This window comes from Photobacterium sp. HL06 (assembly GCF_059552575.1).
In genome coordinates this window covers 958,988-973,636 of record NZ_CM183914.1, presented here as the reverse complement: position 1 = coordinate 973,636, position 14,649 = coordinate 958,988, and the positions used below count along the sequence as shown (strand labels likewise).

The 14,649-nt window shown below is 48.7% G+C and carries 12 protein-coding genes; 3 read left to right on the top strand and 9 right to left on the bottom strand.

What is annotated here, in order from left to right; translation table 11 throughout:
• Positions 1 to 78: 78 nt before the first annotated feature.
• Positions 79 to 1,755: an asparagine synthase B gene (gene asnB / locus AC51G0_RS04830; RefSeq protein WP_496300925.1), complete on the top strand. Its 1,677-nt coding sequence runs from the start codon at positions 79 to 81 to the stop codon at positions 1,753 to 1,755.
• Positions 1,756 to 2,287: 532 nt separating this feature from the next.
• Here the strand turns inward: asnB and AC51G0_RS04825 are convergent.
• From AC51G0_RS04825 to htpG, 4 genes are all read right to left on the bottom strand, one after another.
• Positions 2,288 to 3,592: an inosine/guanosine kinase gene (locus AC51G0_RS04825; protein ID WP_496300924.1), complete on the bottom strand. Its 1,305-nt coding sequence runs from the start codon at positions 3,590 to 3,592 to the stop codon at positions 2,288 to 2,290.
• A 133-nt stretch (positions 3,593 to 3,725) separates the two neighbouring features.
• Positions 3,726 to 4,700, bottom strand: coding sequence for a ferrochelatase (gene hemH, locus AC51G0_RS04820; protein WP_496300923.1), 975 nt, complete (start codon positions 4,698 to 4,700; stop codon positions 3,726 to 3,728).
• A 130-nt stretch (positions 4,701 to 4,830) separates the two neighbouring features.
• On the bottom strand, positions 4,831 to 5,475 hold the full coding sequence (gene adk, locus AC51G0_RS04815) for an adenylate kinase (protein WP_496300922.1): 645 nt from the start codon (positions 5,473 to 5,475) through the stop codon (positions 4,831 to 4,833).
• 178 nt (positions 5,476 to 5,653) lie between these two features.
• Positions 5,654 to 7,552 carry a molecular chaperone HtpG gene (htpG, locus tag AC51G0_RS04810; RefSeq protein WP_496300921.1) on the bottom strand — a complete coding sequence of 633 codons (1,899 nt, stop codon included), beginning with the start codon at positions 7,550 to 7,552 and terminating at the stop codon, positions 5,654 to 5,656.
• A gap of 201 nt (positions 7,553 to 7,753) precedes the next feature.
• On the opposite strand from htpG, the gene AC51G0_RS04805 reads away from it, so the two are divergent.
• Positions 7,754 to 8,614 (top strand): winged helix-turn-helix domain-containing protein, encoded by an 861-nt coding sequence (locus AC51G0_RS04805; RefSeq protein WP_496300920.1) that lies wholly within the window; start codon positions 7,754 to 7,756, stop codon positions 8,612 to 8,614.
• Positions 8,605 to 9,153 carry a regulatory protein ToxS gene (locus AC51G0_RS04800; RefSeq protein ID WP_496300919.1) on the top strand — a complete coding sequence of 183 codons (549 nt, stop codon included), beginning with the start codon at positions 8,605 to 8,607 and terminating at the stop codon, positions 9,151 to 9,153. Before AC51G0_RS04805 ends, AC51G0_RS04800 begins: the two co-directional genes overlap by 10 nt.
• A gap of 172 nt (positions 9,154 to 9,325) precedes the next feature.
• Here AC51G0_RS04800 and AC51G0_RS04795 read toward each other — a convergent pair whose 3' ends face one another.
• From AC51G0_RS04795 to apt, 5 genes are all read right to left on the bottom strand, one after another.
• Positions 9,326 to 10,333: a porin gene (locus tag AC51G0_RS04795; RefSeq protein WP_496300918.1), complete on the bottom strand. Its 1,008-nt coding sequence runs from the start codon at positions 10,331 to 10,333 to the stop codon at positions 9,326 to 9,328.
• A gap of 415 nt (positions 10,334 to 10,748) precedes the next feature.
• Entirely contained in the window at positions 10,749 to 11,351 is a 603-nt protein-coding gene (recR, locus tag AC51G0_RS04790) for a recombination mediator RecR (RefSeq protein WP_496300917.1), read from the bottom strand.
• Positions 11,352 to 11,354: 3 nt separating this feature from the next.
• Positions 11,355 to 11,684, bottom strand: coding sequence for a YbaB/EbfC family nucleoid-associated protein (locus tag AC51G0_RS04785; protein ID WP_128783987.1), 330 nt, complete (start codon positions 11,682 to 11,684; stop codon positions 11,355 to 11,357).
• Between the two features lie 64 nt (positions 11,685 to 11,748).
• Positions 11,749 to 13,977, bottom strand: a complete 2,229-nt coding sequence (gene dnaX, locus AC51G0_RS04780) for a DNA polymerase III subunit gamma/tau (RefSeq protein WP_496300916.1) — start codon at positions 13,975 to 13,977, stop codon at positions 11,749 to 11,751.
• A 114-nt stretch (positions 13,978 to 14,091) separates the two neighbouring features.
• Positions 14,092 to 14,637, bottom strand: coding sequence for an adenine phosphoribosyltransferase (gene apt / locus AC51G0_RS04775; RefSeq protein WP_496300915.1), 546 nt, complete (start codon positions 14,635 to 14,637; stop codon positions 14,092 to 14,094).
• Positions 14,638 to 14,649 lie beyond the last annotated feature (12 nt).

The following is a 14,649-nucleotide window of genomic DNA, read 5'->3' as shown; positions in this document are numbered from 1 at the left end:
GGATTGAGACACTCGATTCTTGCCCTACTCCCAAAAATTATGGATAGCAACAAGCAATTTGAAGTTGGAGTCAGAAGTATGTGTTCAGTATTCGGTATTTTAGACATAAAGAGTGATGCAACAGCGTTGCGCGAAACTGCGCTGGAAATGTCCAAAAAAATGCGTCATCGCGGTCCTGACTGGTCAGGTATCTATTCTTCAGACAAAGCTATTCTGGTGCATGAGCGCCTGGCTATCGTTGATCTGAATAGCGGTGAACAGCCTCTGTATAACGAAGACAAAACACATGCACTTGCTGTTAATGGCGAGATCTACAACCACAAAGAACTCCAGGCTGAGTTTGCGCCCGACTATCCTTTCCAGACTGAATCAGACTGTGAAATCATCCTGGCGCTATACAAAGAAAAAGGCCCTGAACTGCTAGATTACCTAAACGGTATTTTTGGCTTCATCCTCTATGACGAGCAGGAAGATGCTTACCTGATCGGCCGTGACCACATCGGGATTATCCCGCTTTTCCATGGCTATGATGAACACGGTAACTACTATGTAGCTTCTGAAATGAAGTCACTGGTTCCTGTTTGTAAAACGATCAGCGAGTTCCCTCCAGGCCACTTCTTGTGGAGCAAAAAAGGCGAGCCAGTTCGTTACTACAAGCGCGACTGGATGGAATTTGACACGGTTGCCGATGCAAAAACTGACAAAGTTGCACTGTCAGATGCACTAGAAAGTGCTGTGAAGCGCCAGCTCATGACTGATGTTCCATACGGCGTACTATTATCAGGCGGCCTGGATTCCTCGGTTATTTCCGCTATCACCAAAAAATTCGCGGCGCGTCGTATCGAAGATGACGAGCAATCACAAGCTTGGTGGCCAACACTACACTCATTTGCCATCGGCCTAGAAGGTGCACCCGATCTCAAAGCGGCTAAAGTAGTTGCAGACAGTATTGGCACCGTTCACCATGAACTAACCTACACGGTGCAAGAAGGCCTGGATGCCATCCGTGATGTGATTTACCACATCGAAACCTATGACGTCACCACCATTCGCGCCTCAACGCCAATGTACCTGATGTCACGTAAAATCCGTGCGATGGGGATCAAGATGGTACTTTCTGGCGAGGGGGCCGATGAAGTCTTCGGCGGCTACCTGTACTTCCACAAAGCGCCAAACGCAAAAGAATTCCATGAAGAAACAGTACGTAAGCTACTGGCTCTGAACATGTTCGACTGTGCCCGTGCCAACAAATCGATGGCGGCCTGGGGGATCGAAGCACGTGTTCCATTCCTCGACAAAGAGTTCCTGGAAGTGGCAATGCGCCTGAACCCGGAAGACAAGATGTGTGGTAACGGTAAAATGGAAAAACACATCCTTCGTGAATGTTTCGGCCACTATTTGCCAGAATCTGTTGCATGGCGTCAGAAAGAGCAGTTCTCTGATGGTGTCGGCTACAGCTGGATTGATTCTCTAAGGGAAGTTGCCGAAGCCAAGGTCACCGAGCAGCAACTTGAAACCGCGAAATTCCGCTTCCCGTACAACACGCCAACGACCAAAGAAGGCTATATGTACCGTGAGATCTTCGAAGAGCTGTTCCCGCTTGAAGATGCCGCAAAATGTGTACCGGGCGGCCCGTCTATCGCCTGTTCAAGTGCCAAAGCAATTGAGTGGGATGAAAGCTTCAAGAACAGTGCCGACCCATCTGGCCGTGCTGTAGCTGCGGTTCACAACGAAGCGTATGAGCAAAAAGCGTGAAGCGTGAAGCGTGAAGCGTGAAGCGTGAAGCGTGAAGCGTGAAGCGTGAAGCGTGAAGCGTGAAGCGTGAAGCGTGAAGCGTGAAGCGTGAAGCGTGAAGCGTGAAGCGTGAAGCGTGAAGCGTGAAGCGTGAAGCGTGAAGCGTGAAGCGTGAAGCGTGAAGCGTGAAGCGTGAAGCGTGAAGCGTGAAGCGTCGCAAATGATAAATGCAAAAAGCGAGAGTCAATAAAAACTCTCGCTTTTTCTCGCTTCACGGAGCGAAGCGTAACCCGCAGTCTAGCTTCCAAGGCGAAGCCTTCCCCCCGCTTCCCGAAGCGCAGCGCCCTCGCCTCTTGCACGAAGTGCAAATATGTTTCCTCGAACAAAGTGAGATATAAAAAAACCGCCTTTCGGCGGTTTCTCTATAACAGATTCATTTAATCGCTATTTTCAACGCCAGTTCGTTCTAGAGCAAAGAGAAAGCGCGGAGCTTATAAACATAAGTGAGCACTTTCGATACTGCTATCGGGCGAACTGGCAAAGAAAACTGGGATTAACGTTCCCAGTATGCTTCTTCCAAGCTATCTTCGCGCTCTGGCAAGCCGCGAGACAGGCGTGGAGAGTGCTGTGCCAGTACTTCATAGCTCACACGGTTTGAGTACAGGCAAACTTGCGAGAACGACGAGTAAGTCAGGAAGTTATGCTGGTGCTTGCTTGACTTCGGCACGTTCTCTTTGTGGTAGCGGTTGGCTGACATATCATGCAGTAGTGCAGACAGTGCGCCGTCACCCGCACCATTGGTATTTTTAATACGCTCAGGGCCACCCATGTAAGGGGCAATGTGAGAATACACCTTCAGTGGGTTCTCACACTGATTTTTCAGCATCGGGCGGCTGAATTCATAGCGGTTGAACTCTGGAATATCACCCGGCAGCAGCGGCAAGCTTGTTTCACGCTTCGCGTCGTCTTCTGTGTAACCTGCCGTGTACAGACCGACAGGGCCTGCAGTGCAAAGCACCAGGTCAACCCATTCTAGGGTTTTCTCAGAAGCAACTAGCGGATCGGCTTCGCCGGTCAGGGCTTCGGCTTCATCTTCGTTCATCGCAACAACCGTCACATGATCGCGCAAGAAATCACGCCACCACTGAGGATCGTCCTCAATCACGAATTTTGTACCCAATGTCAGTACTACTGGCACATCATGCTTTTTCGCATATTCAATCGCGCGCATCGTTGCTTCCGGCATCGGATCGCCTTCTTTGCAACGAACCAAGTAGGCAGTCAGTACCAACGCTGAAGCATTCTCAAATACCGCTTCAGGGATGCTGCTCGGATCCAACTGGTTCATACGACCTTCATTGATGGCAAACGTACGCTCGCCTTCTTTCGAAATCAGTGCGAAACAACGACCAATAGGGCCATGTACTGGCTGAAGGTGGTTCATATCCATACGGCTAGAAGTATTGCAAAGATAACGGTAGGCATAGCTACCAATTTCGATATCTTTACTCATGACGCCTAGCAGAACCGATTTATCATCGGCCAATACGGAATAGTTGTGCAGGGTGTTGCCAATCGTACCACCAGCAAACTCGTGGCTGATCAGGTCATTTTCTTTCAGCTCTTGATACAGCGCTTCCGCTTTTTCATCAGTAATAACCAGTGAGTGGCCTTTACTTAGCTCATAGCGTTCCAGGAACTCATCATCAACACATGCTTCAATATCCACCAGAGTCTGGTCTATACCCACAACATGGGTACGCGTTAGACGCTTTTCTTGTTTAGCTTGACTCAGAAGGGGATCGCGCGCATGTACGGGAAAGTAATGCTTTGATTTTCGTTGGCCTGGAAATTTCATGTCAATGAGCTGTCTGTTGAGAAATTTTTGCGAATTCTATCACAGAATATAGAACATAAAAGAAAAAGCTCTCACAGTTTTTGAGAGCTTTAACTATTAAATAGGAAAGTTTTGGGTACACCTTTACAGGGCTTTACCAGCCTTGGCTATGCTGCCTGACAAGCTGTGCCATCATCGAAATATGCGCCGGGTTGTCATTGAGGCATGGGATCAGGTTAAACTCCCTCCCTCCCGCCTCGATGAAGGTTTCCTTGCACTGTTCGGCGATCTCTTCCAGCGTTTCAAGGCAATCAACGGAGAAAGCCGGGCACATTACATCCAGTCGCTTCACTCCTTTTTGAGCCAACTCCGAGATGGTTTGCTCAGTATAAGGTTTTAACCACTCTTCCCGGCCAAAGATTGACTGGTAGCTCATGCTCATCTGCTCGCGTGGCATGTCCAGTTTTTCAGCTAGCAATGCCGTCGTGCCGTTACAATGCTGTGGGTACGGATCGCCATTATCTGCATAGCGTTTAGGAATGCCATGGTACGAACACAATAGGTAATCCGGCTTACCGTGCGAATCCCAAAAATCAGTGACTGACTCCGCCAGCGCCGCAATATAGTCCGGGTGGTCAAAATAGTGATTCACAAAACGCAATTCAGGGATCTCTGCCTGCGGCTTAAGTACCTTCGCCACTTTGTCGAAAACAGCTGCCGTTGTGGTTCGTGAATATTGCGGATAAAGCGGCAGTACCAGCACTTTGTCACAGCCTTGCTGTTTCAGGCTATCAAGCCCTGACAGAATATCGGGGGAGCCATAAGTCATACCCAGTTCAACAGGTACATTGAGGGTATCAGCCAGTTGCTGTTGCTGGCGACGGGAGTACACCATCAGTGGCGACCCCTCTTCCATCCAGACCGACTGGTACAACTTGGCCACTTTAGGAGATCGGACAGGCAAGATCACACCATGGAGAATGGGACACCATAGCCAGCGAGTCATATCGACCACTCGCTGATCATGCAAAAACTCGGATAAAAAACGTTTTACTGCGGCAGGCGAGGCTTCATCTGGGGTCCCGAGGTTAACCAGTAATACGCCATATTTATTATTTTTTTCGCTCATACTTTCCTTCGCGTTTTTTGTAGTGCGCTGACGGGTCAACTTTATCAGCTTTCAAAAAACATGCATATAAAAAACGGGTTAGCTCGAAAGCTAACCCGTCTGTTATGTTCTTTGCGGTACTAAGCTGCGATTAAGCCAGTGCTTTTTCCAGCTCTGCACTTACTGCCGCAACAGGCTGAGTACCATCAAATTTCAGGTACTTAGTGTTACCGGCTTCGGCTTCTTTACCGTAGTAAGCAATCAGTGGTGCTGTTTGCTCATGGTAAACGCCTAGACGTGCACGTACTGTTTCTTCTTTGTCGTCATCACGAACAACAAGATCTTCACCCGTTACGTCATCTTTACCTTCAACCTTTGGTGGGTTGTAAACTGCGTGGTAAGTACGACCAGAAGCTAGGTGAGCACGACGGCCCGCCATACGCTCAACGATAACATCGTCAGCAACGTCAAATTCAATGACATAATCAACGGCTACACCAACTTCTTTCAGGCCGTCAGCCTGAGGAATTGTGCGAGGGAAGCCATCTAGTAGGAAGCCTTTTGCACAATCGTCTTCAGCAATACGCTCTTTAACCAGACCTAGGATGATATCGTCAGACACCAACTGTCCAGCGTCAATTACTGATTTCGCTTGTTTACCTAGCTCAGTACCAGCTTTGATCGCCGCACGTAGCATGTCACCCGTTGAAATTTGAGGAATACCAAATTTCTCCATGATGAATTGTGCCTGAGTACCTTTACCTGCACCTGGAGCGCCCAGAAGAATGATGCGCATCTTGATCCCCTTTATATAAAATGGAGTTTTGCAAAAAAAAAGAAAAATACACTGATTAGCCCATAGTCGCAAGCCCGGTGCTGCGACCGGGCCTGGATTACATACGTTATCAGAATACTATTTGAAGCTGACAATAGAATCGATTAGACCTTAGTCAAACCGATTCTTATATGCAGATTTATGCAAGCAACTTGTTGACAGCTGCCAGGAACTGAGATGGGTCTTCCATCGAACCACGTTCTGCCAGCATCGCCTGACCTAGCAGCATTTCAACCCAGCGGCCGAAGGCTTCTTCATCAGGCTCATCTGCCATCTTGTTAACCAACGCATGATCCGGGTTAAGCTCAAGAATATATTTCACTTCTGGCGCATCATGACCGGCAGCAGCCAGCAATTTGGCCATTTGCGTGCCCATCTCATTCTCGTCAGTGACAACAACTGCAGGTGTGTCCTGTAGCTTGAATGTTGTACGTACATCTTTCACGCGATCGCCAAGATAGGTTTTTGTTCGCTCAACCACAGACTTGAACGCTTCTTCCGTTTCCTTGTGCTTCTCTTTCTCTTCCTCGTTTTCAAACTTGGACAGATCCAGATCCGCTTTGGTGATCGCCTGGAATTGCTTACCGTCAAACTCTGGCAGGTGGCCCATCAGCCACTCGTCGATACGGTCGTGCATCAAAATAACTTCCAGGCCTTTAGCGCGGAACTGCTCAAGGTGCGGGCTGTTCTTCGCGGCGCTGAAGCTATCAGCAGTCAGGAAGTAAATCTTATCCTGGCCTTCTTTCATACGCTCAACATAATCTGCCAGCGACACCGTCTGCTCAACTGTCTCGTTGTGTGTCGAGCTAAAGCGCAGTAGGTTAGCGACTTTCTCACGGTTGGCAAAATCTTCGGCCGGCCCTTCTTTTAGCACCTGGCCAAATTCGTTCCACAATGTCTGGAATTTATCAGCATCGTTCTTCGCCAAGCGCTCCATCATCGTCAGCGCACGTTTGGTACATGCCTTACGCAGTGCCTGGGTCACCTTGTTGTCCTGCAGGATCTCACGCGATACGTTCAATGGCAGATCATTGGAATCAATCAGGCCACGCATGAAACGCAGGTAAGAAGGCATAAACTGCTGGGCATCGTCCATAATAAAGACACGCTGAACATACAGTTTCAGGCCATGCTTGCTATCACGGTTATTCATATCCCACGGTGCTTTAGACGGGATATAAAGCAGGCTAGTATAGTCCTGATTACCTTCGACGCGGTTATGGCTCCATGCCAGCGGCTCGGCGAAATCATGCGAGACGTGGTTATAGAATTCTTTATATTCTTCGTCAGTGATCTCGGATTTATTACGCGTCCAAAGTGCCTGGGCCTTGTTGACCTGCTCCCACTTAGTACCGGTTTCCTTGCCTTCCTCGTCACGCTCTACGGTCTGGATATGGACTGGAATACCGATATGATCCGAGTACTTGCCAATAATGTCACGCAGGCGATGCTCGCTCAGGAACTCTTTTTCATCCTCACGCAAGTGCAGGATAATTTCGGTACCACGGCTCGCCTTTTCAATATCTTCTACCGAATAATCGCCTTCACCACCAGAGTGCCAACGTACCGCCTGATCCGCTGCGACACCTGCCGCACGGGTATTTACCGTAACCGAATCTGCCACGATAAACGAAGAATAGAAACCAACACCAAACTGGCCGATCAGCTGTGAGTCTTTTGACTGATCTTCACTTAGCTTGGCAAAAAAATCTTTGGTGCCTGATTTTGCAATCGTCCCCAGATGCTCAATCACATCGTCACGGGTCATACCGATACCATTATCATGAATGGTCAGAGTGCCGGCATCTGCATTAAATGACAGTTTTACGCCCAGTTCAGCATCATTCTCATATAAATCAGGCTGTGACAGCGCGCGAAAGCGTAGCTTATCGGCCGCATCAGAGGCATTAGAAATCAACTCACGCAAAAAAATCTCTTTGTTTGAATACAGTGAGTGGATCATCAGATGTAACAGTTGCTTCACTTCCGATTGGAAGCCACGTGTTTCCTTATTTTTATGGGTATTTTGCTCGCTCATTTCAACTCCGTAACTCGTAGTATTACGTAATTCACAACAATTCATTATATAGATATGGTCAAACTACGGGTTTTCAACCTAAAATGGCGCTTTTATATGCTTTAGATATTTTCAGCCTATTATTTTTATAATTTTATATTCAGACATGATTCAGGCTAATCATGCTATATAAACAGCTCAACTGTACCATTGGTGCTAAAAATGAATAAAACATCAAATAAATATTTGATTGGCCAAAGATTCCTCTTTGACCCATACGACAATAGCTTGATCGACCAAACGGAAAACGATGAGCTCACACGCCTTGGTAGTAATGAAAGCCGAGCACTGAGCCTGCTAATTGAAGAGCCTGGTGCCATCATCACCCGAACCCGCCTGCACGATTATGTATGGCGCGAGCAAGGTTTTGAGGTTGATGACTCTAGCCTGACTCAAGCTATCTCAACGCTGCGAAAAGCACTGAAAGACTCGACAAAGTCGCCAGAATTTATCAAAACAGTGCCAAAACGCGGTTACCAAATGATTGCTGCCGTCGATGAGTTTGCCGAAAAGCCAGCGGTTGCCACTGAGCCGATGAGCAATGCCGACCTTGTCACTGTGATGCCAGAGCCCAACAGTACTGAGAAGCAACTAAAATCGCATACTTCCAGCGCCAGCTCATTCAAAGCAGAAAGCAAACCTGAAGTCAGTGACAAAAAATCAAAAAAGCCTCTATTCAGCCTGCTGGCTATTGTGGTTGCCTGCCTCTTGCCTGTGCTGGTTAATTTGAGTTTCCCTCCTAAATCGGAGGCGTTTAAACACCTATTGACCGTTGGTGGTGTTCAGGTGCTAACGCCTAAAAACCATCCCGATATTTTGCAATGGAACCCGATGATTTCTAGCTGCGTGGAAACCTACCTTGAGTACCATCAGGGTGACGCGCGCCCGCTGGAAGTGATTGCGACAGGCGGCCAGAACAACCAGCTATGGCTGAACTATATTCACGGAACCTCAATGCCGGGTGAAAACGTCACTCTACGTTTGCTAACTAGCCAAGAGGATAATACCAAGCTATGCCAGTAAAAAATAAACCAGGCCATATGCCTCAGTTGCTTAAGCGGTACTGGGCATTTATTATTTTGGCACTGTCTGCCATTTTTAGTACTTGGCTCTATTTCTCTAGTGACTACAAGCAAGAGCAATTGCTGATGTCCCGTGAGTGGCAGTCAACGTCGGTCAGCCGCATTGAACCGATGCAGCTGGATGAGTTAGGCATGCTACGCCGTGTAGAGCAAAGCAGCCATGTGGTCTACCTGCCCAACCAAACCTATTCGCGCATTACCTTGTTAAAGCTATTTAGCGAAAGTGAACAACCACTTACCCTGCATATCTCCGAGTCAGGCAAGTGGGATATCAGCGGTGGCTACCTGCTCACCGAACCACTGGAGTTCAAGGACATTACCTCAGGCCAAAACGAAGACTTCCAGAAGCGTCACCTGACGATTGTGAAGCAGGTGTTCCGCATGGATGCCCAGCAAAGCCGTCGTATTGATATTATTAATGAAAAGTCACTGCTGCTTACTAGCCTGACATACGGGTCGAATATTCTTTATTCGTTATAAAAACCGAGGCGGGGCGCTTCGCTACGAGTGCACTTCGTTTCGGGAAGCGGGATAATAAAAATAGCGAGAGCCTACATGGGCTCTCGCTTTAGCTCTTTCTAGGAACTAAGAACTAGGATCTCGTCCCTGCTCTTCCCCCCAAAACGATGAACGTTCCTATCTACTGAATGGTTTAGAAGTACACTCGCATACCAAGGGTAAATGCACTGTCATCGCTACCTGCGAGCTCATCATCAAAGCTCTGGTCAGCGTATTCGGCGTAAGATACGACACTGTCATTTAGCCAGTAGTCCGCACCGATAGTGTACTGGTTTAATTTATCGTTTTGGGTATCGTAGTCTACATAGTCATAGACACCGTAGAGACCGACACCGACAGGCAAGTCATAGCGGGCCATCGCACCGATACCGGTTTGTTCATCTCCCGCAAAATCATAGTCAGAGTACATTGCCGCTACTGATAGCCCCTGGATCTGGTATGTTGCGTTCAGCGTCCAGGATGTATCGGTATCTTCGTTATGGATGCTCTTCTCTGTACGCTCAGAGCGGGTGTACGTACCCGATAGGCCCAGGCCGAAATCAGATTCCCAAGCCACACCTGCAGCGTATGCCTGATCGATTTCAACTTCGCCAATGGTCGGTTCGTCATCAAATTCCTGGCCAGTATGGTACTGCGCCATCACTGTCAGGCCGTTAACATCCGTTTTGTACTGAATACCGTTGGTCAGGCGATCTGTCGCTGACCAGTCATTCTTGATATTGGCAGTACCACCATATTCCCAAGTGATGTCGTACTGGCCTGCCAGGCTATCCTGAACGGCTGACATACGGCCCATGCGGAACTCACCAAAGTCGCCCCCAATCGCAACCGAGCCAAACTTCAGGAAGCTGTCATCGTCATTGCCATCACCGTCTTCAGGAATGATGTTCATTTCAGTCAGTACATCACCATTCACGTACATGTTGTTATCCAGAAAATATGTCACACCTAAGCCAAGCTCAGTACCTTCACCGGTAAAAGTGCTATCCGCACCCATATGGCCATTGTCAGTCGTTTCATAACGAGCACGCAGGTTACCGTAGGCACTTACTGAAAGCTCATCTGACTTATAGACTTCTGCTGCCATTGCTGATGCGCTGGCAACAATTGAACCAATAACTGCTACTACTGTCTTTTTCATCTTCAACTCCTGATGACCTGCATACGCCTTGTTGGTATGTCAGGTAATGGTATTTTTTTATTCATTGCCTTAATTAGAAGAGCTGCCCTAAAACCACTTACCAATGTAATAAAAGGTTGCTCAAATAACGTCCCTGGCATTTCTGCTCTGTCCGAGATGGCAATATTAAATACCGAATAACAATGAGTTATGAAGAAAAACAGCCTTAAATGTTATTTATATAGTTATTGTTAGAAAATAACCTGAGGTAAAAACTAAAAGCGACTGCAAATAACTAAAATAGCCAAAAGAAAGCAGTTAAAAGAATGAATCTAAAGGACTTTAATTATTAAAGACAAAAAAAATACCAACGTTCAGGGAAACCTGTCGGTTGGCATTTTATCAAACTTAATTGATATAAAATCAGTATCTTATTTTAGTAGAGCTTATGCCGTCCGGCAATTGAGTGAGACAGGGTCGTCCCATCAACCAACTCCAGCTCTCCGCCTACCGGAACACCATGGGCAATACGGGTAGCGGGGATCTCATACTCACTACACAGCTCGGCAATATAATGGGCCGTCGCCTCCCCTTCTACCGTCGGGTTGGTCGCCAAAATAAGCTCGGCAATCTGTTCGTTCTGCAAACGAAACTCCAGGACATCCAAGCCGATATCTGACGGCCCAATACCATCAAGCGGTGACAGGTGGCCCATCAACACAAAATAGCGCCCGGAAAACTGACCGGTAGATTCAACCGCGACAATATCTGCCGGGCTTTCTACCACGCAGATTTGACCGTTTTCCTGACGGCGAGGATTGGCGCAGATCGCGCAGATCTCCTCTTCCGTAAAGGTACGGCAGCTTTGGCAGTGACCAATTTCCGTCATCGCCTTGCTGAGGGCATCTGCTAGCTGCAGGCCGCCCTGGCGATTACGCTGCAACAAACTGAAGGCCATACGCTGTGCTGACTTGGGGCCAACCCCAGGCAGACAACGTAAGGCCTCCATTAGTTGTTCCAGTAATTGACTGGTACGCATTGATTAGAATGGCATCTTAAAGCCAGCAGGTAGGTTCATACCACCTGTTACGCCAGCCATTTTTTCTTTCTGCGCTTCTTCAATACGACGTGCTGCATCATTAAATGCGGCTGCAATCAGATCTTCCAACATGTCTTTGTCGTCTTCCATCAGGCTGTCATCCAGCTCAACGCGACGTACACTGTGGCTACCAGTCAGAGTCACTTTCACCAGGCCAGCACCAGACTCGCCAGTTACTTCCATGTTTGCGATTTCTTCTTGCATCTTTTGCATGCGCTCTTGCATCTGCTGCGCCTGCTTCATCATGTTGCCCATACCGCCTTTACCAAACATATACTCTCTCTCTATTGGTCTGGTTGAAATTCATTTTGCTTTACAGTAATGCTAAATCACAGCATTACAATGGCCTAACACTCTCTTCATCAAGTACAGCAGCAAAACGCTGGCAGATAAAGGTCACATTAGGATCACTATTTAAGCTTTGTTTTGCTTGATTAAGCTTCTGTTGATAAAGCCCTTCTCGCCACTCTAAGGGGGATCGGCCTTTATCACTCAGCTCAATCGATAATTCGACGTCCATTCCAAGCAATTCGCTGATTGCTTGTGCCAGCTGCTCTCTGGCTTTCGGGTTATCTAAGTGACTCTGAGACTGGCGTAAGAACAAAGTTACTTGATGATTGTTTTGTTCAAACGCTGAATTTAATGCTAATTGTTGGACCATTCGCCCTACATTTAGCTTAGTCACTAAATCTGACCAACTATCCTGATTTGCCGCTTCTTTGACAAGCAATTTCGCCATCTCTGGCGTTTTTTCATGCTCTAGGGCCCGCTTCAGCGTACCCGGTGCTACTTCCTGCTTAACATCTTCAGAGTCAGGCTGAATCATCATCGGCTTCCACCGGTATTCATCATCCGACTTGTTTTCCTGCATCGCAGAGGTTCCCGGCGCTGGCATCGCAGAGGCTCCGGAAACCGAAGCTGGCTGACCCTTATGCTTGGTAGCAATTCGGTCTAGCACATTGGTTGCGACTTTTTTAGCTGGCGCCGATTCAGTCTTTTTTGCAGTGGGATGCTCCTCGTGGCCGCGCTTGCCCTGGCTACGCAGCTTATTCCTTGCGGCCAGCAGGCCTGAGGCAGCTGATGCCGGCTGAGAATGTGCCATTGGCTGAGCAGCTGGCTGAGCCGTCGGTACCGCTTGCTGCGGCGGCTGAGACGACGCGCCATAGCCTTGAGGAACCTGCTCAGGCATAGGTGCAGGAGCTGAAGGCTGACTGCTACTTTGTGGATGGTTACTTTGTGAATAGCTATCCTGAGGGTGTTGGGGTGGCTGTGCATGCTGCATCGGCTGTGATACGGCTTGTGGCAACTGCTGCGTCGGCGCAACAGGTTGAGCGGGGGCATGCTGCTGCCCACCGTTCATCTGAGCTTTGAGTGCCTGCACACGCTGCATGCCTTGCTGACCTTGCTGCGGTCGATGTTGCGGTTGGGCCGCAGGCTCTGTTGCCGGAACATTAATTGCCTGAGGAGTGATCCCCTGGCCGGATACAGGTCGAAACGCCAGCATCCTCAGCAACACCATTTCCAGCCCTGTACGGCCATCTGGCGCATAGGTTAAATCCTGGCGACCTTGAAGCGCGATTTGATAGCAAAGCTGTACTTCCTGCGGCGACACTAACTGACTCAACGCGGTAATTCGCTCCGCATCGGGCGCGGCCTCATCCAAAGAGGCTGGCAATGCCTGATACATAGCAACACGGTGCAGCTGAGCGGCTAGCTCTCGCAATAGGCTATCCCACTCGACACCGACGCCCGCCAGCTCTTCTAGGCAGGCCATCGCTGGTTGCGCTTCGCCTTGAGCCATCGATTCCAACAAATACAGCGCCTGCTCGGTATTCAACGTACCTAACATAGCTGAAACAGAATCAGCCTGAACCTGGCCATTACCCAGCGCTATCGCCTGATCTGTAAGGCTCAGCGCATCACGCATACTGCCTTCAGCTGCACGTGCCAACAAGCTCAGCGCCCTTGGCTCATGGTCAACGTTCTCCTGAGTCAGCACATTCTCCAACTGAGACTGGATCTGGGTATGATCAAGGTGCTTCAGGTGGAACTGTAAGCAGCGCGATAAAATCGTAACCGGCAGCTTTTGAGGATCCGTTGTGGCCAGAATAAACTTGACGTATTCCGGTGGCTCTTCAAGTGTCTTCAGTAAGGCATTGAAACTATGACGAGACAGCATATGCACTTCGTCAATCAGATAGACCTTATAACGGCCACGGGCAGGCTTGTACTGAACGTTATCAAGCAGCTCACGGGTATCTTCTACTTTTGTCCGTGATGCCGCATCGATCTCAAGCAAATCGACGAAGCGACCTTCATCTATCTCGCGGCAGGTCTCGCACTGGCCGCATGGGGTTGCCGTCACACCCTGCTCACAGTTCAACCCTTTGGCAAAAATACGGGCGATGGTTGTTTTACCCACCCCTCGGGTGCCGCTGAACAGATAGGCGTGATGAAGACGATTATGCGCAAGCGCATTGGCCAATGCCGTCAATACATGGGACTGGCCGACAACATCCTCAAATTGATGTGGTCGCCATTTCCGTGCCAGAACCTGATAACTCATGTTAACTAACCTTACAGAATCAAGAACTCAATGCTAGCACAGGGAGGATTTTTGAGCGAGAGGGCGCCACAGCGAGCGCCCAATGATTAGCCAGATAGAGACCAGCTAAGAAAATTAATGGCCGTCGAAGTCGCAAATACTGTAAACATTGAGGCCAATGTCTTTCAGGCGCTCTTCACCACCCAGCTCTGGCAGGTTGATCACGAATGCGGCATCTTCAACAACACCGCCAAGGCGACGAACCAGTTTCGTGGTAGCTTCAATAGTGCCGCCGGTTGCCAGCAAATCATCAACCAGAAGCACCTTGTCACCCTCGACAATCGCATCGACATGGATCTCTAGGGTATCTTGACCGTATTCAAGCTCATAGCTTTCACCGATCACTTCACGGGGCAGTTTGCCAGGCTTACGAACAGGGACAAAACCGACACCCAGCTCCAGCGCTAATGGTGCACCAAACAAAAAGCCGCGTGCTTCGGTACCGATCACTTTGGTAATACCTTTGTCTTGGTATTGCTCGATCAAAACTTGCATGGTTGCACTATATGCCAATGGGTTTTCCATCAGGCTAGTAATATCGCGGAACAAAATACCAGGCTTCGGGTAGTCCGGGATAGATTTAATGCTGCTCTTGATCAAAGCTAGTTTTTCTTGAGTCATAATCGTTTTCCG